Source organism: Nonomuraea sp. NPDC005501 (assembly GCF_040605905.1).
GTDB lineage: Bacteria > Actinomycetota > Actinomycetes > Streptosporangiales > Streptosporangiaceae > Nonomuraea.
Window position 1 is genome coordinate 34752 of sequence record NZ_JBEXDT010000060.1, and the last position, 24587, is coordinate 59338.

Consider the following 24587-nt stretch of genomic DNA (forward strand, 5'->3'; position numbering starts at 1 on the left):
TGCTCCCACCTCAGCAGGTGGCCTTCCGATGTCAACGTCATGACCTGCCCTTTTATGCCTGCCGCCCGGCCCCCCTCAGCAGCTGCTGAAATATGTGGCATGACGGTAGTTGTGACCTTACGGAGTGAGCTGGCCTCGGCGACCTCCGCGCTCCTGGACACCGTGGCGGCGCTCGGCGACCCTGACGTGGCCGCGCCGTCCCGTCTGCCCGGGTGGACGCGCGGCCACGTCCTCGCCCATCTGGCCAGGAACGCCGACGGGCTCGTCAACCTGCTGACCTGGGCCAGGACGGGCGTGCGCGTCCCGCAGTACGGCAGCGCCGCCGCCCGGGACGCCGGGATCGAGGCCGGCGCCGACCGGACGGCCGCCGAGCACCTGGCCGACCTCCAGGAGAGCGCGGCCCGCATGGACGCCGTGATCGAGAACCTGCCGGAGGAGGCGTGGCGGGCCCCGGTGGAGGGGATGCGCCCGCCGCCGCACCCGGCCTGGTACGTGCTGGTCCGGCGGATCCGCGAGCTGGGCATGCACCACATGGACCTCGGGGCGGGGTACGGCCCCGCGGACTGGAGCGAGCGGTTCGTCCGGCGGGAGCTGCGCGACTGCCTGCGGACATGGCCGCACGACAGCAGCACGGTCGGCGAGATCCGTCTGCTGGACGTGCCGGACGGCGGGGCGCGGGACCTCCCGGCCGTCTGGCGCGACCTCGGCGAGGGCCCTGTCGTGGAGGGCCGGCCGGCGGACATGCTGGCCTGGCTGACAGGCAGATCAACGGGCGAGGGGGTTAGGGTGGTGTTGCCGGAGGGGCGGTCGTCCGCGCCCGGCACGGCGGACCCGCAGGTTCCCGCGGCACCGCCGTGGCTGACGATGCCCGCCCCGGCTGACCTGCCCGCGACGCCCCCGGAGGACTACCCATGACGTACACAGGCGACGTCCAGGTCGGCGGTCCGGCCGATGTGCGCGAGCTGCCCAAGCTGACGATCAGCAAGCTCGCCGTCGGACCGTACGACAACAACGCCTACCTGCTGCGCTGCGCCGAGACCGGCGACGGGCTCCTCATCGACGCGGCGGCGGAGGCGGACCGGCTGCTCGCGCTGGTGTCCGACCAGCCGCTGAGCTCCATCGTGACGACGCACCAGCACGGCGACCACTGGCAGGCCCTCGAGCAGATGGTCAAGGTGACGGGCGCCCAGGTGATCGCGCATCCGCTGGACGCGCCGGCCCTGCCGGTGCCGGTGGACCGCGAGGTCGAGCACGGCGACCGGATCACGGTCGGCGTCGTGACGGTGGAGGTGATCCACCTGCGCGGCCACACGCCGGGCTCGATCGCGCTGCTGTACGACGGCGGGGGCACGGAGAAGCACTCGGAGAAGCACCTGTTCACGGGCGACTCGCTGTTCCCCGGCGGCGTGGGCAACACGTGGAAGGACCCCGAGCGCTTCGCGCAGCTCTACGCCGACGTGGTCGAGCGGATCTTCGATCGGCTGCCGGACGAGACGTGGGTCTACCCGGGCCACGGCAAGGACACGACGCTGGGGGCCGAGCGGCCCTCACTGCCGGAGTGGAAGGCCCGCGGCTGGTGAACCGCGGGCAGGCGGGTGCTCCGGCGTCCGTTCAGCGGCCGGAGAGCACCTGGGCGATGCGGTTCGCCGCCAGCTCCGGGTCGTCGGCCAGCCCGACGATCTCGCCCCACGACCAGCGGTAGAACCATCCGTCCGACAGCGGCACGCAGTCGACGGTCTCGGCCAGCATCGCGGTGTCGGGATCGCTGATCCGCAGCGCCGGCGGGTAGGCGCGCAGCGTGGCGGTCAGGCCGCGCGCCTCCAGCTCCTGTGCCAGCTTGCCCAGGAAGTACGTCCGGGTGTGCTCGCGGGGTGTGGCCGACATGGCGGCTCCATCCATCCGGGGCCGGGACGGCGGCCGACCGCCGTCAGCTGACGCGCTCGGCTTCCTTCCGCTGCTCCCGCTTGTAGAACAGCACCCTCAGCGGGATCGCCGCGACGAGCGCGATCTGCATCGAGGCGCCGATCTTGATGGGCAGGTCGCCGCCTTCCGGCCAGGCCACCCAGAAGGTGAGGAAGGCCACGTTGACCATGATCCAGCCCAGGACGACAGCGGCGAGCTGGCCCTTCGGCTTCGGGTACTCGATACGGCTGACCATCAGCCAGGCCACGCCGAGCACGGCCAGCAGGGCCAGGATGTTCGGCTCGAACAGCAGCACGATCGAGATCACGGTCATGGCGCCCATGGGGATGGGCAGGCCCATGAAGTCGCCGCTCTTGGTCTTCACGCAGGCGAACCTCGCCAGCCGTACGACGCCCGCGATGAGCACCGCCGCGGCGGCCGCCAGCACGGCGGGGAACGGAACCCTGTCGGTGAAGCCGCCCCAGATCACGATCATGAACGCGGGCGCGAACCCGAAGCTGATCACGTCGGCCAGGTTGTCCAGCTCGGCGCCCATCGCCGAGGCGCGGAAGCGCCGAGCGACCAGGCCGTCGAACAGGTCACAGGTGGCGCCGATGAGGAGCAGCACCACCGCGGTCGCGAAGTAGCTCGGCGCGGGCCGGAACCCGTCGCCCTCCTGCAGCGAGCGGATCGCGGAGGAGGCGAGAACGCAGACCGCGAGGAACCCGCAGAGCGCGTTGCCGAGAGACAGCGAGTCGGCCGCCGAGAGACGGAACGCCTTGCCGACGGGGCCCTGAGGCTCCTCCTCCTCGGCCTGCCAGCTGCCTGCGTCAGCCGTGGTCAATTCTGGTCACCCCCGCAACCGTCTTCTGGCCCACCGAGACGGCGGGCGAGATGCCTTCCGGAAGGTAGATGTCCACCCGGGAGCCGAACCTGATGAGACCGATGCGATCGGTCTGCTCGACCTTGGCGCCCGCGGTCAGGTACGGCACGATCCTGCGCGCCACCGCGCCCGCGATCTGCACCATCTCGATGTCGCCGAGCGCGGTTTCGAAATGCCACACCACGCGTTCGTTCTGGTCGCTGTCCTTGTTGAATGCCGGCAGGAACCCACCCGCCACATGCTGCACGGAGGTGACATTTCCCGCAAGAGGCGCCCGGTTGACGTGCACGTTCAGCGGGCTCATGAAGATGGCCACCCGGGTGCGGCCGTCAGGCCACGGGTCGATGCTCTGCACGACACCGTCGGCGGGCGACAGGATCCGGCCGAACCCGGGGATGCGGTCGGGGTCGCGGAAGAACCAGAGCATGCCCCCGGTCAGCGCGCTCAACGGCACCGCCGCGAGCGCCCATCGCCGGTCCCGGCGCGCCAGCAGCGCGGTCGCGGCCGCGGTGGCCGCAGTCGGGAGGAGCCACGGGGACACCCCGCGTGCGAGCCGGAACCGGCTCGTCTTAGCAGAATCGTCTGACACGGACAACCTTTGGTGAATGACTGGAGTGGGCGCTTTGCCGTGATGTTACAGAGTCAGCAACTATTACACGGCGCGACTACACAAGCAAAGCGCCTCGAAAGCCATTTAGCTAGCCCTGGTAGGACTGCTTTCCTCGCTCCGGCGCGTGTCGACGCGGGCCTTGATCAGGCTGGCCACGGTCGTGATGACCATGGTGCCGCCGATGACCGTGAGTGAGAGCCAGATGGGGATCTCGGGCGCCCAGGAGGCCCCACTGGCGTGCAAGGCCTCCGATATCAGCTTAACCCCGATGAACCCAAGGATGAACGCCAAACCGTAGCTGATGTAAACAAGCCGCTGCAGCAGGCCACCCAGCAGGAAGTAGAGCTGACGCAGTCCCATCAGGGCGAACGCGTTGGCGGTGAAGACGATGAACGGGTCGGTGGTGAGCCCGAAAATCGCCGGAATCGAGTCGAGCGCGAACAGCAGGTCGGTGGAGCCGATCGCGATCATCACGATGAGCATCGGGGTGACCATGCGGCGGCCGTCGATCTTGGCGGTGATCTTCGAGCCGACGTACCCCTCGGTGGTCGGGAACGCCTTGCGCACCCAGCGGAGCAGGATGTTCTCGTTGAACTCCTCCTCGTCGCCCTTCAGGTGCTGGCGGACGAGGTTGACCGCGGTGTACACGAGGAACGCGCCGAACACGTAGAACAACCAGCTGAACCGCTCCAGCGCGGCGGCGCCCAGCGCGATGAAGATGCCGCGCATCACCAGCGCCAGCACGATGCCGACGAGCAGCACCTTGTGCTGGTAGGCCCTGGGCACGGCGAACCTGCTCATGATGATGAAGAAGATGAACAGGTTGTCGACGCTGAGGCTGTATTCGGTGATGTAGCCGGCGAAGAACTCGCCCGCCTTGTCGGGGCCCGTCGTGGCCCACAGCAGGACGCCGAAGGCGACGGCCAGGGCGACGTAGAACGTGACCCAGAAACCGGCCTGGCGCATGGAGAACTCACGCGCCTCACCACGGTCGACGATCCACAGGTCCACTGCCAGAACCACCAGTAGACCGCCGATGACGGCGAAATAGGCCCAAGCGGGTGCGGTCACGTCACTTCCTCCGGCATGCATGAACTGACTGCCGGAGGTCTCTCCCGCCCGCCATGATCGGCGAACCGGCAGCCCCGGGGGCCCCGTGGAGCGGGGCTGCACCGTGATGACGAGGCTGCCGCGAAGGGATACTCCCCTCCCTAACGAACGCAGTATACGAGAACGCTTTAGGTGCGCCTAATCATCCCCTGCCTTGGCGGTCTCCGTACACGGACAGCACACTGTCCACCGCGTCCTCGTCGCCGGGCAGCTCGGCGCCGCGCCGGGCGGAGGCCGCCGCCATGCGGGCCGCCGCCGCGGGGTCCGCCACGAGCTCGCGTACGGCCGCGCGCATGGCGCCGGCGTCGCCGTACGGCACCAGCCGCCCCGCGCCGGCGAGCAGGCCGGGGATGCCGCCGACGGCGGTCGCGACGACGGGGCGACCGGCCATGAGCGCCTCGCTGAGGCTCAGCGGCAGGCCCTCCCAGCGGCTCGGCCAGACGACGACAGTGGCGGCGGCCAGCAGGTCGGGCACGTCGTCACGGTTGCCCAGCAGCGTCACGGGCAGCCGCTCGGCGTCGATCCTGGCCTGCAGCGCCCCTCTCAACGGCCCCTCCCCCGCCACCACGAACAACGGCCGCGCATCCTCGCCGGCCTCGGACTCCAGCGACCCCGGCCCCGCCTCCTGCGCCGCCCCGGTCCCCGCGCCCTGCTCGACAGAATCCGGACCCCGGCCCTCCGAACCCCGGCCCTCCGTGGCGTGGCCCCCCGGCTTCGCGCCCTGCCAGGGGCCGCGGGCGACGTCGAGCAGGGTCTCCAGGCCCTTCTGCTGGGCCAGCCGCGCGAGAGTCAGCACGATCGGCCGCCGCCCGGCCCCCAGCTCGGACCGGACCTCCTCGGGTGTCTTCTTCGCGGGCCTGAGCGCCCGGCCGGGCACCACGGCGGCCCGCACGTCACCGGCCCCCAGCGCGACCATCCGCTCCCCCAGGTCCGGGGAGACGACCAGCACGTGGTCGGCGCGCCGGGCCACGACGCGTTCGAGCACCCCGTAGACGACCCCGACGAGCCCCCCGGCGGTGAGCGCGTTGTGCAGCGTCACGACCAGCGCACCACCCGACGAAGGGCCGCCCGCCCCCCGCGACGGCCGACGGGTCAGCAGGGCACCACGGCCCGGCAGGGCGAGGGCGGCGAGGGCGCCGGCGCGCAGCCCGTGGGCGTGGACCACGTCGGCGTCCCTCGTGAGCCGCCGGATGGCCAGCACCGAGCGGGCGTCGTCGAGCGGGTGCGGCCGGTCGGAGACGCGGACCGGCACGAACCGGGCGCCCGCCTCCGTGAACGCGAACTGCTCCTCGACGCTCGCGGGCCCCGCCACCAGCACCCGGTGCCCGCGCCGCGCCAGCCCTCCGGCCAGCATGCGCACATGCCGGCCGGTGCCCCCGGACGTGGTCCCCATGACGAATGCCACCCGCACCTGCTCGTTCCCTTCCTCGCCCGCCACCGGACAACACCTGTGAACAGCTCAGGACCGTCTGCCGCGGACGAGCGTGCCCGCGAGGGCCCTGGCGTCGTCGCGGTCCACCAGCGCCACCACGAGCCCGCCCGCGGCCAGCGCCGCGACCGCGGCCGCCGGCAGCGCGCCGATCTGCCCCCAGAAGCCCTGCGGATCGAGCGCCGCCACGACGCCGGCCCCCGCGAGGTAACCGGCCACGCCGCCCGCGACGGCGGCAAGCGCGGCACGTCCCAGGCCGGCCGCCGCTTCACGTCCCCGCGCGCGTACGACGGACACCATCAGCAGCGCTCCGCCCACGGTCATGCCCACGCTCATGCCGAGCGCCATCCCGGCGATCCGCCACCCCTCGGGGAAGGTGAGAGCGAACACCGCCTGCGCCACCATCGTCACGACCCATCCGGTCACCGTGCCGGTGGCGGCGGCCCTGCCGTGCCCCGCCGCGTACAGGACGCGGCTCAGGTGCGCCATGAGCCCGTAGCCGAGCAGGCCGGGCGCGAACAGCGCGATCGTCCGCGCCAGGTCGTCCGGCGGCACATCGCTCTTGGTCCAGAGGAACACCGCCGCGCCCGGCTCCGAGGTGGCGGCGAGCGCGCCGGCGGCCAGCCCGGACACGACCACGACCGCCCGGCTCGCCCCGGCCGCCAGGGCGGAGAACGCCGCCGTCTCCCCCGCCTCGGCCTGCGCCGACAGTCTGGGGAAGGCGCTGGTGGCGATGGGCACGGCCAGGACGGCGTACGGGACCAGGTAGATGGCCCAGGCGTAGTTGTAGACCGCGAGCGCCCCGCCGCCCACGGCCTTGTTGGACAGCAGCACGACCACGACCATGGCGGCCTGCTGGGCGAGGAGCGCGGCCACGCCGGCCATGGCCAGCCGCCGCACCTGGACGGCCACGCCGGGCGGGAAGCGGAGCGCGGGCCGCCATCGCAGCCCGAGCCCGGCGACGGGTCCCACCACGGTGAGGACGAGCGCGAGCACGCCGAGGCTGGTGCCCACGGACAGGGCCAGCTCGGCCGGGCGGGGCAGGGCGGTCAGGCCGTCCCGGCTCGCCCAGTCGCCGCTGAGCGGGACGAACAGCAGGTAGCCGACGATGACCACGATGCTGGACACCAGCGGGGCGAGCGCGGGCCCGGCGAACCGCTTGTGCGCCTGCAGGACGCCGTAGAGGACGACCGCGACCCCGTACAGGGGGATCTGGGGGGCGAAGACGACGAGCATGCGCGTGGCGACGGCCTGGACGCCCGCGATGTCGGAGACGTCGCAGCCTTTCACCTCGCCGCCGAGGAACAGCCCGACGATCGGCCCGGCGAGCAGCGCGGTGAGCGCGCCGAGGGGGACGAGCACCACCAGCACCCAGCTCAGCAGGGCGGAGCTGATCGCCTCCACCCGTGCCCGCCCGGCGCCGCCGTCCTGGCCGGTGGCGGCCGCCCCGGCGAGGACCGGGACGACCATCCCGGCCAACGCCCCGCCCACCACGACCTCGAAGATGATGTTGGGGATCTGGTTGGCGGTGAAGTAGGCGGTGCTCAGGCAGTTGGTGCCGACGGTCCTGGCGAAGGCGTACTGCTTGGCGAAGCCGGCCACGCGGGCGAGGATCGTGATGGCGCCGATGAGCATGGCGCCCCCGGCGACGCCGCGCGCCAGCCGGGCCGTCACGACGTCCTCCCCGCGGCGGGCCGGCCGGCCGGCCGCCGGGCCGCGTGCGCCACCAGTGCCCCGATCACGCTGACATCCTGGCAGGCGGCACCGACAGCCCCGTCACCTGGGACCCCGGCCGCCGGGTGCGCGTCGGTCACACCGGGTCGACGGGGCGGCGGCCCAGCATGTCGAGGCGGTTGAGCACCCGGTTGCCGGCGATCACCTTGGTGAAGCTGACCTTCTCCGAGGCGGCCGTCAGCGCCGCGACCGTGCCGAGCACCGCGAGCCTGCCGGGCCGTCCCAGCGTGGTGACCGCCGCCAGGCCGATGAGCGCGCCCAGCGCGTTGGCGCCCGCGTCACCGAGCATGGCCCGCTCCCCCAGGTCGTCGGGCAGCAGCGCGGCGGCCGCGCCCAGGGGCACGGCGGCCAGCGCGGCGCTCACCGGCCGGTCGCGGAGCAGGGCGGCGGCCAGCAGCGGCCCGCCGGTGAGCAGGCCGACCTTGACGGCGCGGCCCGGCCGCAGGTCGAACAGGTTGGCGAGGTTGGCGGCGCCGGCGATGGCCGCGCCGTTGACCAGCGTGTCGGCGGGGCCGCCGGAGACGAGCGCGGCGGCGCCGAGCCCGGTCGCGCCGATGCCGAGGATCTTGACGGCTCCGCTGGTGACCTCGCCGCGCGCGAGCGCGCTCAGGTGTCCCTTGAAGCCCTTGGAGGAGGTGGTGCCGTACAGGTCGTCGTAGGCGCCCAGCGCCCCGCTGCCGCCGCCGGCGAGCAGCGCCGCGAGCCGTACGCGCGGCGGCAGGCCCGGGACGAGCGCGGCGGCGGCTCCCGCGCCGGCGACGAAGGCGGGGCCTTCCAGCAGGGTGATCGGCTCGCCGCGGTGGTTCTTACGGGTCCAGCGGTCATCCGGGTCCTGGGGCCTGGCCCGGGTCAGGAGGGTGTAGGCGGCGCGGGCGGCGACGGCGCCCAGGGCGGCGCCGGCCAGCGCGTGGAGCAGGCCACGGGCCATGTCAGCTCCCAGAGGGGGTCAGCCCCCGGAAGAGGGGGTCGCGGTCGGGGTGGCGTTGGGCACGGCGGGCATGGGCGCGGTCACGTTGGCGCCGATGCCGTACTGGCCGGCCCGTCCGTCGAGTTGCTCCCGCAGAGCGTAGACGATCGCGGTGCGGCCCGCGGGCATGTCGACGTTGTCGACGGTGGAGACGCGCTTGAGCAGGTCGCTGTCGTCGCGGGCGGCGGTGATGAGGCCGCCGGCCGAGGCGGCGGTGACGCTGCCGGCGATGACGGTGCCCTTGCCGGCGGCGTCGAGCCCGCGCGCGAGGGACAGCAGTGCGGCGGCCTGCGGCTCGGCCTTGTCCCCCTCGAAGGCCCGCTCCGGCGCGAACATGACGACCAGCGTGGACCGCTTGGCCGGCTCGTCGTCGATGCTCAGCAGGCCGCCCGCCTCGAACCCGCCGAGCACGGCCGCGGTGGCGGGGTTGGCGGTGCCTGCCTGGGCCTGGTCGGTGGTCACGAGCGTGGCCGCCAGCAGAGCCGCGGCCTTGTCGTAGGCGCCGGCGGACGGAGCCAGGGCCATGTCGCGCGGCTTGAGCTGGGTGACGAGCCCGTCGATCACGCCCTGATTCTTGGCGTCGAGGAACTTGTCGGTCAGCGTGACGCGGCCGGTGATGGCGGCTCCCGCCTGGAGAAGCACCTGCTGCTGCGCCTCGCGGTAGGTGCTGCTGGCGCCGGGCGCCTCCACGAGCAGGACACGCTCGCCGTTCAGCGCGCCGGCGACGAGCTGCGGGGTGAACGCGGTGACGAACGCGTCGTCGGCCGCCTCCCGGCCGCGCCGGACGTCGAGCTCGGACCTCAGGTCGTTGTTGGTCTTGGCCATCAGGTCGCTGGTTCTCTTGGCGGTCTCGATCGCGGGCGTCTGGAGCAGGGTGGTGCCCATGACGATGCCCACGGCCAGCGCAAGGAAGATCGCGACGATGGAGACGAGGTGGTAGCGAAAATCGATCACGAGAAAAGTCCGACCAGCCAGAAGATGAACGCGTTCCAGGCGTCTTGGAGACCGTTCAGCCAGGTCTGGCCGATCGGTGAGATGACGAGGGCGACCCCCATCGTGATCAGCGCGGTGATCACGAGCAGGAGCAGCTGCGGGGTGGAGATGCGGCTGCGGTAGAGCCTGCTCACGCCCTTGGCGTCGATGAGCTTGCTGCCGATGCGCAGGCGGGTGAGGAAGGTGCTGGCCATGCCGGAGCGCCCCTTGTCGAGGAACTCCTCCAGGGTGCCGTGGGTGCCGACGGCGACGATGAGCTCGGCGCCCTTGTCGTCGGCCAGCAGCATCGCGATGTCCTCGCTGGTGCCGGTGGCGGGGAAGATGACGGCCTCGCGGCCGAGCTGGTGGACGCGTTCGAGGCCGGGGGCCCGGCCGTCGCGGTAGGCGTGCACGACGAGCTCGGCGCCGCAGCTCAGCGCCTTGGTGGAGACCGAGTCGAAGTCGCCGACGATCACGTCGGGCAGGTAGCCGGCCTCCAGCAGCGCGTCGGCCCCGCCGTCCACGCCGATGAGGATGGGGCGGTACTCGCGGATGTAGGGGCGAAGGGTGGCGATGTCGTCCTTGTAGTGGTAGCCGCGGACCACGATGAGGACGTGCCGGCCCTCCATCGTGGTCCGGATCTCCGGCACCCCCACGCCGTCGATGAGCAGCTTGCCCTCGCCGCGGACGTACTCCATCGTGTTGACGGCGAACGCCTCGATCTGCACCGCGAGCCCGGCGCGGGCCTCGGCCATGGCGGCCTCGACGGCCTCGGCCGTCTGCTCGTCGCCCTTGCCGACCACCATGTCGTCGAGGTGGACGACGCCCTCGTGCAGTCGTACGACGTCGCCGTCCTTGACCCGCTCGAACAGCTCCGGGGTGGCGTTGTCGACGAAGGGCACTCCCGCTTCCAGCAAAATCTGGGGTCCCAGGTTCGGATAGCGGCCGCTGATACCGGCCGCGGTGTTCACCACGCCCGCCACACCGCATGCCACGAGCGCCTCCGCGCTGACCCGGTCGACGTCGACGTGATCGATGATCGCGATCTCACCGGGCTGGAGGCGCTTGGTGAGCCTCTTCGTCCGTCGATCGATTCTCGCCACTGCCGTGACACCGGGAAGGTCGTCGACCTTCCTGCCGCGGAGGCCCGGCATCCTGCTTCCCGGAACCTTCATCATGAACATCCTGCCAGAGCGAAACAGCTCAACGGCCCATCATCGCGGCGCGTGTCCAGTTTGTCACAGACAGTCATCGCTCCGCGGCGGCCAGTCCCAGCAGTTCCTCGGCGTGCGCCCGGCCCAGCTCGGAGTCCTCCAGCCCGGCCAGCATGCGCGAGAGCTCCCGCACCCGCCCTTCGTGGTCGAGCGTGACGACGCCGCTGCGCACGACCCTGCCGTCGCCGGCCTTCTCGACCACCAGATGCTGGTCGGCGAAGGCCGCCACCTGCGGCAGGTGAGTGACGACTATCACCTGCGCGGTGCGCGCCAGCCTGGCCAGCCGCCGGCCGATCTCGACCGCGGCCTTGCCGCCCACGCCCGCGTCGACCTCGTCGAACACGAACGTCGGCACCGGGTCGGCGCCCGCGAACACCACCTCGATGGCCAGCATGACGCGACTCAGCTCGCCGCCGGAGGCGCCCTTGGTCAGCGGCAGCGGCGGCGCGGCGGGATGGGCGGCCATGCGCAGCTCGACCTCGTCGACGCCCTCCGGCCCGAAATCGGCGGCCCGCGAGAGCTGGACCACCACCCGGGCGTGCGGCATCGCGAGCGCGGTCAGCTCCTCGGTGACGGCCTGGCCGAAGCGCTCGGCCGCCGCCTCCCGCACGCGCGTCAGCTCGGCGGCCAGCTCGGTCAGCCGGGCCGTGAGCTCCTCGTGCTCGCGCGCGAGCTCCTCGATGCGCTCGTCGTCGCCCTCCAGCTCCGTGAGCCGGGCGGCCGAGCTCCGCGCCCACTCCAGGACACTCGCGACGTCCACGCCGTACTTGCGGATCAACCCCGACAGCAGCGACCTGCGCTCCTGTACGACCGCCAGCCGGCCGGGGTCGGCCTCGATCGACTCGGCGTAGGAGGCCAGGTCGGTGGCCACGTCGGAGACGAGGTAGCCGGCCTCGGCCAGCCGGTCGGCCATCCCGGCCAGCTCGGTGTCGAAGTCACGGACGGCCTCGATGGCCGCGCGCGCCTCGCCGAGCAGGGAGATCACGTCGTGCGCGCCGTCGACGGCCTCCATCGGGTCGCCGAGCAGCGCCGTGTGAGCGCTGGTGGCGGCGCCGCGCAGCGCGTCGGCGTGCGACAGCCGCTCCTCCTCGCCGCGCAGCTCCACGTCCTCACCGGGCTTCGGGTCGACCTTCTCGATCTCCTCCAGGCCGAACCTCAGCAGGTCGGCCTCCTGCGCCCGCTCGCGGGCGCGGGTGGTCAGCTCGTCGAGCAGCGCCGCGACCTGCTTGTGCCGTTTGTACGCCTGGGTGTAGGCCCGCAGCGGCTTGACCAGGTCGTTTCCGGCATAGCGGTCGAGCGCGGCGCGCTGGCGGGCGGGCTGCAGGAGGCGCTGCTGGTCCATCTGGCCGTGCACGGCGACGAGGTCGTCGGCCAGGTACGTCAGGGTGCCGACGGGCACGCCGCGCCCGCCCAGCCAGGCACGCGAGCGGCCCTCGGCCGAGACGGTGCGGGAGATGATGAGCTCGCCGTCGTCGACGGTGCCGCCGATGTCCTCCACCTGCTGGCCGACCCGGCCGCCCGCCTCGATGACGAGCGTGCCCTCGACGCTGGCCCGGTCTGCGCCCGGCCGGATGCGCGACGGGTCGGCCCGGCCGCCGAACAGCAGCCCGAGCCCGGTGACGACCATCGTCTTGCCGGCCCCGGTCTCGCCGGTGACCACGTTGAACCCCGGCGAAAGCTCGAGCACGGCCTCATCGATGACGCCGAGTCCCTGGATGCGGACCTCCTCGACCCTAGGTCGCACTGCCCACTCCCGTCGCTCCTGACCCCGAACACCTGTGCGCATGTGATCCTACGCGCCTCACAGTCCATTCACTCAGGGACGCACCCTTCCGCGCCAGCCCTGGACGGGTAGTTCGAACTTGGCGACCAGCCTGTCGGTGAAGGGCGCGCCGCTGCTCTCGACGCCGTGCAGCCGCGCCAGGCGCACCGGGCGGGCGCCCTTGCGTACCTCCACGCGGGTCCCGGAGGGCAGGTCGAAGCGGCGCCGCCCGTCGCACCACAGCACGCCCCCCGGCGTGTCGGGCAGGGTCTCGACCGCGAGCGTGGAGCGGGGCGAGACCACGAGGGGCCGGGCGAACAGCGCGTGGGCGCTGATCGGCACCATGAGCAGGGCCTCCACCTCCGGCCACACCACGGGACCGCCCGCGGAGAAGGCGTAGGCGGTCGAGCCGGTCGGGGTGGCGCAGATGACGCCGTCGCAGCCCCAGCGCGACAGGGGGCGGCCGTCGATCTCGGCCACGACCTCCAGCATGCGGTCGCGCTTCTCGACCGACACCTCGTTCAGAGCCCACGTGTCGGCGATGGTCTGGCCGTTCTGGCGGGCGAGGACGTCGATCGTCATGCGCTCCTCGACGTCGTAGCGGCCCGCCACGACGCTGTCGACCGCCGCGGCGAGGTCGGCCACCTCCGCCTCCGCCAGGAACCCGACGTGGCCGAGGTTGACGCCCAGCAGCGGCGTGCCGGTGGGCCGGGCCAGCTCGGCCGAGCGCAGCAGCGAGCCGTCGCCGCCCAGCACGATCATGACCTCGGCGTCCTTGGCGGCGCCCGGCTCGCCGGGCACCACCTCCGCCCCGGAGCAGCGGATCTCGTCGGCCTCCGTGTCGAGCACCCGGACCGTCAGCCCGGCGCCGACCAGGCGCTTGATGACGAGGCGTGCGGTGTCGACGGCGGCCTCCCGCCCCGTGTGCACGGTGACCAGCACGGTACGGTTCATCGCGGCCCTTCCTCGACGGCGCGCTCGATCGCGGCCTCCAGGTCCTCCACCGGAGGCTCGCCCTCCCCCTTGCCCATCCAGAGGAGGTACTCCACGTTGCCCGAGGGGCCCGGCAACGGACTGGCCGTCACCCCGCGTACCGACAGGCCGAGCTCCAGCGCGCGGCCCGCCACGTCGCGCACGGCGCGCGCCCGCAGCTCCGGGTCGCGCACCACGCCGCCCGCCCCGACGAGCTCCTTGCCCACCTCGAACTGCGGCTTGACCAGCATCACCAGGTCGGCCGCCTGGGCGGCCACCTCCGCCAGCGCCGGGAGCACCAGCCGCAGCGAGATGAACGACAGGTCGCCCACCACCAGCGTCGGCGGCTCGCCGACCATGTCAGGCGTGAGGTCGCGCACGTTGACGCGCTCCATCACCGTGACCCGCTCGTCGGTGCGCAGCGACCAGGCGAGCTGGCCGTAGCCGACGTCGACGGCGAGCACGCGGGCGGCGCCGTGGCGCAGCAGCACGTCGGTGAAGCCGCCGGTGGACGCGCCGGCGTCGAGGCAGCGCCGCCCCTCGACGGTCAGTGCGCCGAACGCCTTCAGCGCGCCGAGCAGCTTGTGCGCGCCGCGCGAGACGTAGTCGGGCCCGTCGGCCGACTCGGCGACGACGATCGGCGAGGCGGTGTCGACCTGCGTGGCCGGCTTGCCCGCCCGCTGCCCGGAGACCGTGACGCGGCCCGCCTCGATGAGCTGGACGGCCTGCTCCCGCGACCTGGCCAGGCCGCGGCGCACCATCTCGCTGTCCAGGCGTATCCTGCGGCTCACTGGTCGTCCACGGCCGTGAGCGTGGCCTCCAGCCCGGCGAACGCCTCGTCGAACACCGCCACGTGCTCGCTCACCGGCAGGCCGGCCAGGCGGCCGAGCCCCGTGACGACCGCGTCGACCCGTTCGTCTCCGGTCTCCTCCGGCAGCGCACTCATGACACGAAGGTAACGCCTCTCGCGAGCGCGCAGGCACCTTGGCGGGTGTGTCACACGTTGACGGGGCATACGCCACCCCAGCGATGTGGAACGCTACGTCGGTGAAGGTCAGGCGTCCGTAAAGATGAGCGAAAGGGTGGACACCATGGCAAGCGTCGAGGAGTGCCGGGCCGCACTGGCCAAGCTCGTCGCGCAGTTCGACGAGATCGACGCGGAGGACCGCGCACGCCACGTGGTGGAACGCACGGTGAGCTGCCGCGTCTCCGATCTCGGTCTCATGTTCTACGGCCGTCTGCACCACGACGGGCTCGACCCCTTCGCGGAGGAGCCGCCGGCGGACGGCAGACCGGCGGACGTGCGGCTGACGATCGGCAGCGACGACCTGGTGGCGCTGGTGGACGGGGAGCTCGACATGGCGCGGGCGCTGCTGGGCGGGCGGGTGAAGGTCGACGCCAGCTTCGGCGACCTGCTCCGCCTGCGCCGCCTGCTCTGACTCCTGCCGCTTCCTGAGCGGCTTCACGAGGTCTCAGCCCACGCGGTCCAGCGCCTGCTTGACCGCGTCCTCCTCGGCACGTCCCTCTCCCACGGCCGCCCAGACGGCGTCACAGGCGGCCCGCAGGCCGTCGATCCGGCTGCCGTCGCCCTCCAGCCACAGCGCGCCGTCCTCCCAGCGGGCCCGCCAGCCTCCGCAGGCGCCCTCCCGGACCTCCGGATACGGCTGCGACAGCGCGCCCAGCCCCTCGCCGACGTACGTCGGCCGGTGCCTCGGTCCGGCCGTGAGCAGGTCCAGCGGGGTCGCCACGCCGGTCAGCACGAGCAGGCTGTCGACCCCGGCGTTGGTGGCGCCCTCGATGTCGGTGTCGAGCCGATCGCCCACGACCAGGGGCCGCCGGGCCCCGGTGCGGATCATCGACTCGCGGTGCAGCGGCGGGTCCGGCTTGCCCGCGTACACGGGCTCCACTCCGGTGGCGGCGGCGATCACCCGCACCATCGCCCCGTTGCCGGGCAGCTCCCCCCGGCCGGTCGGCATGGTGCTGTCGCCGTTGGACGCCACGAACAGCGCGCCATGCCGCACGGCCAGCGCCCCCTCGGACAGCAGCCCGTACGACAGGCCGGGCGCGATGCCCTGCACCACCGCGACGGGCGCGTCCATCGCGGTGGTCACCGGCCTGAGCCCCCGGTCCCGTACCGCCAGCCGGAGCCCGGAACCGCCGACGACCAGCACGTTCGAGCCCGCCGGCACCCGCTCGGAGACCAGCCGGGCGGCGGCCTGCGCCGAGGTCACCACGTCGCCGGCGACGGCGGACACGCCCAGCTCGCGCAGGTGCGCGGCGATGGCGGCGGGGGTGCGGGAGGCGTTGTTGGTCACGTACGCCAGCCGCACGCCCAGTCCCCGCGCCTCCTCCAGCGCCTCGGGAGCGCGGGGGACGGCGTGGCTGCCCAGGTAGACCACGCCGTCGAGGTCGAGCAGCAGGGTGTCGTAACCGTCGATCAGCACGGGTCGCCTTTCGCTTCTCTGGTCCTTGATCCGCTCCCCGCCACGGTCCGGGCCCGCGACGGGAAGTGCGCCACGTGACGCTCTGCTTCAGAGGCGGCCGCGCCACCTCGGGTCATGTGCCGATCCCGTCACGACGCGACGTGTACGCGGCACGCCACCAATCGCACGGCCCTTCTCGTGGTGCGCTGCGCTCGACGCACGTCGAGGCACGTGCCGTCGCCTCGCCACATCGGACACACCTCGCCACGTCCGGCCCGCGCCACCTCGCACGGCGGCACCACCACGGAGACTCTAACGCCGCCCGTCCGCACACCCCCGGCCACCCACCCGGCCCGGAGGGCCTGCCCGGGCCGCCTGTCACATCTCCCGCCGTGCGCGCAACGTCGCCCGCACGCTCTTCAACGCCGACACATAGTGCCGCTCGTCAGGACGCATCGCCACCGCGATGGCCAGCGGCTCCTGAGCGCCCTCCACGTCCCCGGTGCGCCACAGCGACAACCCGAGACCGAAATGGGCGTAATCCTCAGCGGGGTTGGCGTCCACGATCTGCCGGAAGCTCTCCGCCGCTTCCGCGTACTGCCGCGAATTGAACTGCGCCCGCGCCAGTGCCTCCAGAATGCTGCGCGAATCGGGCTCGGCGAGCGCCGCCCGCTCCAGCAGCGCGGCCGCCGCGGCCGGACTACCCTCCTTGAGAAGCTTCACCCCACGCTGGTACCAGTCGTAAACGTCACCTTCGGGGGTGCCGGGGGAATCATCGTGGACGTTTCTACCTTGGACCATGCGTGAGGCCTCCTTCATCGGCAGACGACGGCTCCGCTCGGCTCGCCACGGGGAGTCGGGCGCGACGGGGTGCTGGGGCGGCTTCTGGAAGATTCGGACCTTTAAGGGAGCATGCCCGATATGGGGAGTCCTGAACTGCCGGTTCCCGACGGCCTGGTGCTGCGCCCCTTCCGCGGTGTCCGTTTCGCCGTGGACGACCCCGCCAAGGTCACCTCCCCGCCCTATGACCTGATCGCGGACGACGACGTCCGGGCGTTGCTGAACTCCCATCCCAACAACGTGGTCCGCCTCATCCTTCCCCGGCCCACCACGCCGGCCGAGCCGACGAACGCCAGGCGGAACGCCGACGCCGTACCTCTGGCCGGCGGCGGCGGCCTGGGCAGCTCAGAGAGCACTGAAGTCGGTGGCCCCGCCGACCTGAACGACGCCGGTGACGGCCAGCCCGCGCCGGCGTCCGACATCGACGAGACCCGCTACGCGGAGGCTCGTGACACCCTGCGCGCGTGGCTGGAGGCGGGCATCCTCACGACGGACGCCCTCCCGGCCCTGTACGTGTACGAGCAGCGCGGCCCCGGGATCCTGCAGCGCGGCCTCATCGGCGACGTGGGCATCGCCGACCCGACACAGGGCATCATCCTCCCCCACGAGCACGTCTTCCCCGGCCCGGTGGCGGACCGGCTCGCGCTCATGAGCACCACCCAGGCCAATCTGGAGCCCATCTTCCTCTTGTACGACGGCGACGACGGCCACGCGACGCGGCTCGTGGACGAGGTGGCCACCACGCGAGAGCCCTTGGTCGCGGCCCACACCGAGGACGGCCTCACGCACCGCCTGTGGGCGATCACCGACGCGACCGAGATCGCCGCCGTCAACGCCGACCTCCGCCCCCGCCAAGCCCTCATCGCGGACGGCCACCACAGGTACGCCACGTACCGGGTCCTCCAGCGCCAGGAACACACGGCCCGCACCCAGACCCCGCCCGCCCACCCCGCCAACCTCTCGGCCACCGACACCGGCGCCTCCCCCTTGAACGACACGATCGCCTCCGCTCTCCAGGCGGACACGACCTCCTCCGCCGACCAAGCCGATATGACGTCCCCCCGGACCGACTCGGCGTCCTCTCCCCGAACCGACACGACTACCTTCGGCCGAACCGACCCGGCTTCCTTCAGCCGAACCGACCCGGCTTCCTTCAGCCGAACCGACCCGGCTTCCTTCGGCCGCGGAACCAGCACGAGCAGCGCGACCGCGGACGCCCCTGAGGCACGTGAGACGTCGACGGCCAGGCCGGAGTCGGGCCCATGGGACTTCGGCTTGGCGCTGCTGGTCGACGTCTCCGCCTATCCACCCGACCTCAAGGCCATCCATCGAGTCATCCCAGCCCTGCCCCTCACAGAGGCGGCGGCCAGGGCGAAGGGCGCATGGCGGGTCCACGACTACCCCAGCCTCACCGAAGGGCTGGCGGCACTCGACGCGACCTCGGGGCCGGCCTTTCTGCTCGCCGGTGAAGGGGGAACCCACCTGCTGACCGACCCCGACCCCATGCAACTGGCCCATGCCATGCCCGCCGACCGCTCGGACCGCTGGAACGCCCTGAACACCTCCATCCTCACAGAGTTCCTGATGCCCAAGGTCTGGGACATGCAGGACGACGAGCAGACCGTCCGGATCGTCCATCACGACGCGCGCGCCGCGGCGGAGCAGGCCGCCCGCGCGGGAGGAACGGCGGTGATCCTCAAGCCACTCGCAGTCGCCGACGTCCTGGCGGTCGCCGCGGCCGGCGAACGTGTACCCCGCAAATCCACCTCCTTCGGCCCCAAGCCCCGAACCGGCCTGATCCTCCGCACCTTCGCCACCGACTGAGGCCAAGGACGTACGTGGCCTGCCCGCCTTCGCACCGGCCGGGATCTACAAAGGCCTGGTCTCGGCACCATCCTCACAGGACTGAGGCCAACCCCGCGCTGGAGAGCGATTCTTCAGTGCACCGGAACCGGTTGCGGCGGGTGAAGGCATGGAGGCGCGCGGTCGCCTGGACGGGCGGCGGCTCTCACCGTCCGGAGACAGATCCAAAACCGCCGTAGCCGGCTCTGCGGTGAGCGACGCGGTGATGGCCGGCTCCGCGGCGAAGACCTCCACCTCGTAGCGCCAGATCTTGCCGGACGACGGACCGAAGATGCGGCAGCGGAACGCGCCCCGCACTTCCAGCGGATCGTCCGGTTTCAGCTCGCGCACCACGGCTGCGGTCGCGGCGTCGAAGGTGACGCACGGGATGCTGTCCGTCATCACGCCCCCTTTCGGGTGCGGGCGGTCCCTGCGTACGGCCACGCGCCACCTGGTCAAGGTGTCACCGCTGGGCAGCCTCTTGATCTCGGCTGCCGCGGACAGCCTCCCTACCAGCACGACCTCGTTGCGGTCCACTGTCGTCCTCCCATCCGATGCTCCGGTGGGGATCACTCTCTACGATGTGGGCAAGGCCGGAGCGGCTCGAACGTCGTTCTGGGGATAGCGGACCGCTGGCTCGGGAGCTCCTGTGGACAACATCACCGCCCTCGGCGGCGACGTCTATGAGATCGACACGAAAATGGCTGGATACTCAGGCATAACCGCCGGGTACCTGATCCTGTCTGACCGGCCCTGCCTGGTCGAGACCGGGACGTCGACTTCCGCACCGGTGGTGCGCGACGCCATGGCCTCGCTGGGAGTGGGTCCCGACGACCTGTCGACCGTGGTCGTCACCCACATCCATCTGGACCACGCCGGAGGGGTCGGCGACATCGCGAAGTTCTTCCCCTCCGCGCAGATCGTCGTACACGAGAAGGGTGCCCGGCATCTGGCCGACCCGTCACGGCTGATGGCCAGCGCCCGGATGGTCTGGGGCGACCAGCTCGACACGCTGTTCGGCGAGCTCACACCGACCGAGGCCGAACGCATCGTCGCGCTCGGCGACACCGGCGCCATCGACCTCGGCAACGGACGTACGCTCAGCAGCCACTACTCGCCCGGCCACGCCAAGCACCACATCGGCCTCGTCGACTCGGGCACCGGCGACCTCTACGTCGGCGACGCGGCCGGCGTCTACCTCCCCGAGACCGGCGACCTGCGTCCCGCCACGCCGCCGCCGGACTTCGACCTGGACACGGCGCTCAACTCGATCGCCCTGTTCAGAGCGCTCGGGCCGCAACGGCTGCTGTTCAGCCATTACGGGCCGGTGGATGCTGTTCAGGAGACTCTCGAGCGTTCCGCGGAAGAACTGCGCGTCTGGGTGGATCTGACCCGCCAGGCACACGCGGAAGGCATGGACCTCGACCACGCCGTCGCCATGGTGTGGGACCAGACCAAGGAGCGCTACGCGGCGGTGGACCTGGAGAACGAGGCGGCCGAGCAGCTGGAGCTGCTGAGCGGGGCCCCCTCCAACGTCGCGGGCATCCTCCACTGGCTCAACCGGGTCTCCCCGAGAGAATCGCAGTCCTGAAACACGCGAACGGTACGGCCCGCACACCGTGGGGTGTGCCGGCCGTACCGTCTGCTTGTCCTCGCGGTACGTCTCACATGCCTTCAGCGAGCGACCACGACGGCGTCAGCTGTCGCGCTTGGGCCTGTCCTCGGAAGGCTCGTCAGGCTGGTCCAGGATGTCGCCGAAGTTCGGCTCGATGAACGCCAGGTTGATGTCCGGGGCGGAGTCGGCCACGGGCTTCGTCTTGGCCGGCCGCTTCGAGCCGGCAGCCTCGCCGGGGTCCGACTTGCCGTCCTCGGCGGCAGCCGGGCTGTCCCCCGCCTGCTGAACGCCCTCCGCTACCGGGTCGGCCGCCGGGCTGTCGCTCGGCTCGCCCGCCGTGGAGGCGGCGGTCTCGGTCTCGGTGACCGCAGCAGCGGAAGCGTCGTCAGCGGGAGCGGCCTTGGTGGGAGCGTCGTGTGTGGCATCGCCACCTGCCACGCCCTCCTCGGAGCCCTCATCGTCGGCGACGTCGTGCTTGGACACGTCCTCGGCGGACACGTCCTGGGCATCGGCGGTCACCGCGGACTCGCTGGACGCCTGCTGCCCGGCGGATCCACCGCCCTCGACACGAACATCTTCGCCGAGGTCGTCCCCGTCGGAGTCCTCCCCATCGGCGTCTTCCTCGTCGGAGTCCTCTTCATCGGAGTCCTCTTCATCGGAGTCCTCTTCATCGGAGTCGTCCTCGTCCGAGTCCTCCTCGCCGAGGTCGTTCTCAGCGTCCGCTTCCGAGTGCCCGGCCTGGTCCGAGTGCTGAGGCTGCTCGGATTGCTCGGCGTCCTGAGACGACGTGGCGCCGAAGGCGGCGTCATCGTCCAGGGGTACGTCGAGGTCGTCGTCGTCCTCGTAGTCCTCTTCGAGGTCGTCGATGACGGCACCGGTCAGCGTGGCGTAACGCTCGGCTGCGTCGGTCTCCCCTTCGCCGTCGAAGGCCATCGCCCTGGCGAACCAGTCGATCGCCGCGTCCTGGTGGCCGGCGTCGAGCAGCGCGTCGGCGTACGCGAACGCGAGCCGCGCCGACCACGGCTTCGGCTCCGGGTCGCGCAGCTCCGGGAGCCGCTGGAGCGTGATGACCGCGGCGTCGTTCTGACCGAGGTCACGGCGGGCGCCGGATTCGACCATGGCCAGCTCGATGCGCTCGGGCCGGTCGAGGCGCTCGGCCTCCGGAGAGCGGACGAGGTCCAGGGCACGCTCGGGACGACCGAGACCACGCTCGCAGTCGGCCATCACCGGCAGGTAGGCGTCGGAGCCCGTCATCCTCCTGGCCGCGCGCAGGTCGCTCAGCGCCTCGGAGTAGTGCCCCGCGTGGTAGGCGACGATGCCCGCCGCCTCCCGGACGACGCCGATACGGGCAGCGAACCGGCGAGCCACCTTGGTGTGCTCGTGCGCCCGGTCGGGATCGTCCTCCTCCAGGGCCCGCTCGGCGGCGACGAGGTGCCGGCCCACGAGCTCGGCGAGGTCACCGGGGAGGGAACGCAGCTCCTCGCGCACCTCCTTGTCAAGCTCCTCGGCGGTGATGTCAGGGGCGACCTCGGGGAGCCGCTCGCGCGGCGGAGCGTCGTCCCGGTCCGCCCTGCCGTACCTGGCACGGGTGCCGCTTGACTCGCGGTCGTCGCGGTCACGGGAGAAGGGACGCGAGCCACCGTCACGGGAGCCACCGTCGCGGTAGCCGCCTTCACGGCGCGGACCCCGGTCGTCGCGGTAGCCGCCTTCACGACGCGGACCCCGGTCACCGTAGCCACCCTCGCGGCGCGGGCCACGGTCGCCGTAGCCGCCCTCACGACGAGGACCACGGTCATCGCGGTCGCGGAACGGGGGACGACCGTCGCCCTGCCCACCCTCACGGCGCGGACCACGATCGCCGAAGCCACCCTCACGACGAGGACCACGATCGTCACGCTCCCGGAACGGGGGACGACCGTCGCCCTGCCCACCCTCACGACGCGGACCCCGATCACCGAAACCGCCCTCGCGGCGCGGGCCACGGTCACCGTAGCCGCCCTCGCGGCGCGGGCCACGGTCACCGTAGCCGCCCTCGCGGCGCGGGCCACGGTCACCGTAGCCGCCCTCGCGACGGGGACCGCGATCGTCGCGGTCGCGGAACGGGGGACGACCGTCGCCCTGCCCACCCTCACGACGCGGACCCCGATCACCGAAACCGCCCTCACGGCGCGGGCCACGATCGCCGAAACCGCCCTCACGACGGGGACCACGGTCATCGCGGTCGCGGAACGGGGGACGACCGTCGCCCTGCCCACCCTCACGACGCGGACCCCGATCACCGAAACCGCCCTCACGGCGCGGACCACGGTCACCGTAGCCACCCTCACGACGGGGACCGCGATCGTCGCGGTCGCGGAACGGGGGACGACCGTCGCCCTGCCCACCCTCACGACGCGGACCCCGATCACCGAAACCGCCCTCACGGCGCGGACCACGATCGCCGTAGCCACCCTCACGACGGGGACCGCGATCGTCGCGGTCGCGGAACGGGGGACGACCGTCGCCCTGCCCACCCTCACGACGCGGACCCCGATCACCGTAGCCACCCTCACGACGCGGACCCCGATCACCGAAGCCGCCCTCACGACGGGGACCGCGATCGTCGCGGTCGCGGAACGGGGGACGACCGTCGCCCTGCCCACCCTCACGACGCGGACCCCGATCACCGAAACCGCCCTCACGGTGCGGACCCCGATCATCGCGGTCGCGGAACGGGCGGCGCTCATCGTCACGACGCGGACCACGGTCACCGTAGCCCCCCTCGCGGCGCGGCCCACTGTCACCGCGGAAACCACCCTCGCGGCGGGGGCCGCGGTCGTCGCGGAAGCCACCCTCACGGCGCGGGCCGCGATCGTCGCGGCCGGAACGGTCGGGACGGTCGTCCCGGCCGCGGTATCCGGGCCGATCGCCGGAGCCGCGGTCCTGCGAGGAACGGCGGTCGTCGCCCTCGCGGCGCGGCCCCCGGTCGTCGCGGCCGCCGGAGCGCTGGTCAGAACGGAACGGGCGGTCGCCCCGCGACGCCCCCTGGTCATTGCCTCGGGAGCCGTACCCGCCGTCTCTGTTCCCGTACGTACGCCTCTCCCCGTGTTCGCCGCCCTCGCGCTGTCCGCCGTCGGGTCCGTTGTCTCTGTTCACTTCTGGTCCATTTCGTTGGCTCACTCAGCGGACCCGCATCGCATATGACGGCCGCCGTGGCTCGCCGCCGCCCGTCCTCGGGCCTTACGCGACGAAGGCCACCCGTGGGGGTGGCCCGCTCCTTCCAGACTAGCAAGCCTCCGAACGTCCACGTGACTCGCCGACGAGCCAATGCGGTCGCTCCCTTTGCCGTTTTCAGGAAGACTGCCAGCCATGTCTCTTCGCTTCCATGAGATCGCCGAGTCGCGTCACCGCATCCTTAATCCCCTCAGCCACGACAAGCTCAATCTGCTCGGCGAGATATGCCACATACGGTCCGGCACCCGGCAACTGGATCTCGCCTGCGGGAAGGGCGAGATGCTCAGTCGCTGGGCGTCCCGCTACGGGTTGCAGGGTGTGGGGGTGGATCTCAGCTCGACGTTCCTGGACGCGGCCAAGAAGCGCGCCACGGACCTCGGGGTCTCCGACCAGGTGAGCTTCGTCGAAGCCGACGCGCGGACGTACGAGACGGAGGCGGACTCGTACGACATCGTGTCCTGCATCGGCGCGACGTGGATAGGCGGCGGGCTGACGGGAACCTTGGACCTCATGCGGCGACCGCTCCGCCGGGACGGGATCGCGCTGGTCGGCGAGTGCTTCTGGCAGTCTCCGCCGCCCGCGGAGGTGTACGAGACCATGGAGATCCCCGAAGGGACGTTCACCTCGCTGGCCGGTACGGCGGAACAACTGGAGAGCGCCGGCTTCGAGCTGGTGGAGATGGTGCTGGCCGACCCGGACAGCTGGGATCGGTACGTGGCGAGCCAGTGGTGGACGCTGAGCGACTGGCTACGCGCCAATCCCGACGACTCTGACGCGCCGGCGATCCGCGACTTCCTGGACAAGTCTCGCCGTGCGCACCTGCAGTACGGCCGGCAGTACCTGGGCTGGGGTGTGTTCGTGGCACGACAGTGATGTCCGGCGTGTTCCGGTGAAGCTGCGCGCCAGGAGCATGTGTGCGTCATGGCCCGACCAGGGCCCGTGTGTCTGCCGGTATATGTCCGGCCGGCCCATCGGGCCCGATGGTCGCCCGGCGTGGACGCCTCCGGGCATGCGAAAGGGGCCCACACAGGCCCGGCACGAATGCCAGACCCGCATGGACCCCCATCAAAAGATTGTCCGGCGGTGACCTACTCTCCCA

At 72.0% G+C, this 24587-nt stretch carries 23 protein-coding genes; 6 read left to right on the forward strand and 17 right to left on the reverse strand.

Annotated features, from left to right (window positions below; translation table 11 throughout):
- The first annotated feature begins 99 nt into the window (after window positions 1-99).
- Window positions 100-915 carry a maleylpyruvate isomerase family mycothiol-dependent enzyme gene (locus ABZS51_RS26455; RefSeq protein WP_355446124.1) on the forward strand — a complete coding sequence of 272 codons (816 nt, stop codon included), beginning with the start codon at window positions 100-102 and terminating at the stop codon, window positions 913-915.
- Window positions 912-1580, forward strand: coding sequence for an MBL fold metallo-hydrolase (locus ABZS51_RS26460; RefSeq protein WP_355446127.1), 669 nt, complete (start codon window positions 912-914; stop codon window positions 1578-1580). The genes ABZS51_RS26455 and ABZS51_RS26460 overlap by 4 nt, the downstream gene beginning before the upstream one ends.
- 31 nt (window positions 1581-1611) lie before the next feature.
- Here the strand turns inward: ABZS51_RS26460 and ABZS51_RS26465 are convergent, their stop codons facing one another.
- The 13 genes from ABZS51_RS26465 to ABZS51_RS26525 all read right to left on the reverse strand — a co-directional run bounded on the left by ABZS51_RS26465 (window position 1612) and on the right by ABZS51_RS26525 (window position 14501).
- Window positions 1612-1884, reverse strand: a complete 273-nt coding sequence (locus tag ABZS51_RS26465) for a hypothetical protein (RefSeq protein ID WP_355446130.1) — start codon at window positions 1882-1884, stop codon at window positions 1612-1614.
- Between the two features lie 43 nt (window positions 1885-1927).
- On the reverse strand, window positions 1928-2746 hold the full coding sequence (gene pssA / locus ABZS51_RS26470; protein ID WP_310708903.1) for a CDP-diacylglycerol--serine O-phosphatidyltransferase: 819 nt from the start codon (window positions 2744-2746) through the stop codon (window positions 1928-1930).
- Window positions 2733-3374: a phosphatidylserine decarboxylase gene (locus ABZS51_RS26475; RefSeq protein ID WP_310708902.1), complete on the reverse strand. Its 642-nt coding sequence runs from the start codon at window positions 3372-3374 to the stop codon at window positions 2733-2735. The genes pssA and ABZS51_RS26475 overlap by 14 nt, the downstream gene beginning before the upstream one ends.
- Before the next feature lie 105 nt (window positions 3375-3479).
- Complete coding sequence (locus tag ABZS51_RS26480; RefSeq protein ID WP_310709216.1) at window positions 3480-4466, reverse strand: TerC family protein; 987 nt, start codon at window positions 4464-4466, stop codon at window positions 3480-3482.
- Between the two features lie 181 nt (window positions 4467-4647).
- Window positions 4648-5898: a glycosyltransferase family 4 protein gene (locus ABZS51_RS26485; RefSeq protein ID WP_355446178.1), complete on the reverse strand. Its 1251-nt coding sequence runs from the start codon at window positions 5896-5898 to the stop codon at window positions 4648-4650.
- 66 nt (window positions 5899-5964) lie between these two features.
- Entirely contained in the window at window positions 5965-7608 is a 1644-nt protein-coding gene (locus ABZS51_RS26490) for a lipid II flippase MurJ (protein WP_355446134.1), read from the reverse strand.
- 136 nt (window positions 7609-7744) lie between these two features.
- Window positions 7745-8596, reverse strand: coding sequence for a hypothetical protein (locus ABZS51_RS26495; protein WP_355446137.1), 852 nt, complete (start codon window positions 8594-8596; stop codon window positions 7745-7747).
- Between the two features lie 18 nt (window positions 8597-8614).
- A complete protein-coding gene (locus ABZS51_RS26500) occupies window positions 8615-9589 on the reverse strand; it encodes a copper transporter (protein WP_310708898.1) in 975 nt (324 codons plus the stop codon).
- A complete protein-coding gene (gene steA / locus ABZS51_RS26505; protein ID WP_310709214.1) occupies window positions 9586-10782 on the reverse strand; it encodes a putative cytokinetic ring protein SteA in 1197 nt (398 codons plus the stop codon). The genes ABZS51_RS26500 and steA overlap by 4 nt, the downstream gene beginning before the upstream one ends.
- A 73-nt stretch (window positions 10783-10855) precedes the next feature.
- Window positions 10856-12607: a DNA repair protein RecN gene (gene recN / locus ABZS51_RS26510; RefSeq protein WP_355446140.1), complete on the reverse strand. Its 1752-nt coding sequence runs from the start codon at window positions 12605-12607 to the stop codon at window positions 10856-10858.
- Between the two features lie 30 nt (window positions 12608-12637).
- Window positions 12638-13537, reverse strand: coding sequence for an NAD kinase (locus ABZS51_RS26515; RefSeq protein WP_310708896.1), 900 nt, complete (start codon window positions 13535-13537; stop codon window positions 12638-12640).
- Window positions 13534-14346 carry a TlyA family RNA methyltransferase gene (locus ABZS51_RS26520; protein ID WP_355446143.1) on the reverse strand — a complete coding sequence of 271 codons (813 nt, stop codon included), beginning with the start codon at window positions 14344-14346 and terminating at the stop codon, window positions 13534-13536. Before ABZS51_RS26520 ends, ABZS51_RS26515 begins: the two co-directional genes overlap by 4 nt.
- Entirely contained in the window at window positions 14343-14501 is a 159-nt protein-coding gene (locus tag ABZS51_RS26525; protein ID WP_355446146.1) for a hypothetical protein, read from the reverse strand. Before ABZS51_RS26525 ends, ABZS51_RS26520 begins: the two co-directional genes overlap by 4 nt.
- Before the next feature lie 145 nt (window positions 14502-14646).
- On the opposite strand from ABZS51_RS26525, the gene ABZS51_RS26530 reads away from it, so the two are divergent.
- A complete protein-coding gene (locus ABZS51_RS26530; RefSeq protein WP_355446149.1) occupies window positions 14647-14994 on the forward strand; it encodes an SCP2 sterol-binding domain-containing protein in 348 nt (115 codons plus the stop codon).
- A gap of 33 nt (window positions 14995-15027) precedes the next feature.
- On the opposite strand, the gene ABZS51_RS26535 is transcribed toward ABZS51_RS26530, so the two are convergent.
- Window positions 15028-15999, reverse strand: coding sequence for an HAD-IIA family hydrolase (locus tag ABZS51_RS26535; RefSeq protein ID WP_355446152.1), 972 nt, complete (start codon window positions 15997-15999; stop codon window positions 15028-15030).
- Window positions 16000-16356: 357 nt separating this feature from the next.
- Window positions 16357-16701, reverse strand: a complete 345-nt coding sequence (locus ABZS51_RS26540) for a tetratricopeptide repeat protein (RefSeq protein WP_355446154.1) — start codon at window positions 16699-16701, stop codon at window positions 16357-16359.
- A gap of 198 nt (window positions 16702-16899) precedes the next feature.
- Here ABZS51_RS26540 and ABZS51_RS26545 point away from each other — a divergent pair, with 198 nt between their 5' ends.
- Complete coding sequence (locus ABZS51_RS26545) at window positions 16900-18642, forward strand: DUF1015 domain-containing protein (protein WP_355446157.1); 1743 nt, start codon at window positions 16900-16902, stop codon at window positions 18640-18642.
- Window positions 18643-18687: 45 nt separating this feature from the next.
- Here ABZS51_RS26545 and ABZS51_RS26550 read toward each other — a convergent pair whose 3' ends face one another.
- The gene (locus ABZS51_RS26550) at window positions 18688-19233 is read right to left on the reverse strand and encodes a single-stranded DNA-binding protein (protein ID WP_355446160.1); all 546 of its coding nucleotides are present in this window, start codon (window positions 19231-19233) and stop codon (window positions 18688-18690) included.
- A 76-nt stretch (window positions 19234-19309) separates the two neighbouring features.
- On the opposite strand from ABZS51_RS26550, the gene ABZS51_RS26555 reads away from it, so the two are divergent.
- A complete protein-coding gene (locus ABZS51_RS26555) occupies window positions 19310-20251 on the forward strand; it encodes an MBL fold metallo-hydrolase (protein WP_355446163.1) in 942 nt (313 codons plus the stop codon).
- A 105-nt stretch (window positions 20252-20356) separates the two neighbouring features.
- Here the strand turns inward: ABZS51_RS26555 and ABZS51_RS26560 are convergent, their stop codons facing one another.
- A complete protein-coding gene (locus tag ABZS51_RS26560; RefSeq protein ID WP_355446166.1) occupies window positions 20357-21763 on the reverse strand; it encodes a hypothetical protein in 1407 nt (468 codons plus the stop codon).
- A gap of 1860 nt (window positions 21764-23623) precedes the next feature.
- On the opposite strand from ABZS51_RS26560, the gene ABZS51_RS26565 reads away from it, so the two are divergent.
- Window positions 23624-24361, forward strand: a complete 738-nt coding sequence (locus tag ABZS51_RS26565) for a methyltransferase domain-containing protein (RefSeq protein WP_355446169.1) — start codon at window positions 23624-23626, stop codon at window positions 24359-24361.
- Window positions 24362-24587: the final 226 nt, after the last annotated feature.

What these genes read in the sequence shown, in the direction of transcription:
- ABZS51_RS26485 (WP_355446178.1), bottom strand. Translation starts at nt 5,898, where the DNA reads ATGGGGACCACGTCCGGGGGCACCGGCCGGCATGTGCGCATGCTGGCC.
- ABZS51_RS26455 (WP_355446124.1), top strand. Translation starts at nt 100, where the DNA reads ATGACGGTAGTTGTGACCTTACGGAGTGAGCTGGCCTCGGCGACCTCC.
- ABZS51_RS26565 (WP_355446169.1), top strand. Translation starts at nt 23,624, where the DNA reads ATGTCTCTTCGCTTCCATGAGATCGCCGAGTCGCGTCACCGCATCCTT.
- steA (WP_310709214.1), bottom strand. Translation starts at nt 10,782, where the DNA reads ATGAAGGTTCCGGGAAGCAGGATGCCGGGCCTCCGCGGCAGGAAGGTC.
- ABZS51_RS26460 (WP_355446127.1), top strand. Translation starts at nt 912, where the DNA reads ATGACGTACACAGGCGACGTCCAGGTCGGCGGTCCGGCCGATGTGCGC.
- ABZS51_RS26530 (WP_355446149.1), top strand. Translation starts at nt 14,647, where the DNA reads ATGGCAAGCGTCGAGGAGTGCCGGGCCGCACTGGCCAAGCTCGTCGCG.
- ABZS51_RS26525 (WP_355446146.1), bottom strand. Translation starts at nt 14,501, where the DNA reads ATGAGTGCGCTGCCGGAGGAGACCGGAGACGAACGGGTCGACGCGGTC.
- ABZS51_RS26465 (WP_355446130.1), bottom strand. Translation starts at nt 1,884, where the DNA reads ATGTCGGCCACACCCCGCGAGCACACCCGGACGTACTTCCTGGGCAAG.
- ABZS51_RS26495 (WP_355446137.1), bottom strand. Translation starts at nt 8,596, where the DNA reads ATGGCCCGTGGCCTGCTCCACGCGCTGGCCGGCGCCGCCCTGGGCGCC.
- recN (WP_355446140.1), bottom strand. Translation starts at nt 12,607, where the DNA reads ATGCGCACAGGTGTTCGGGGTCAGGAGCGACGGGAGTGGGCAGTGCGA.
- ABZS51_RS26515 (WP_310708896.1), bottom strand. Translation starts at nt 13,537, where the DNA reads ATGAACCGTACCGTGCTGGTCACCGTGCACACGGGGCGGGAGGCCGCC.
- ABZS51_RS26545 (WP_355446157.1), top strand. Translation starts at nt 16,900, where the DNA reads ATGGGGAGTCCTGAACTGCCGGTTCCCGACGGCCTGGTGCTGCGCCCC.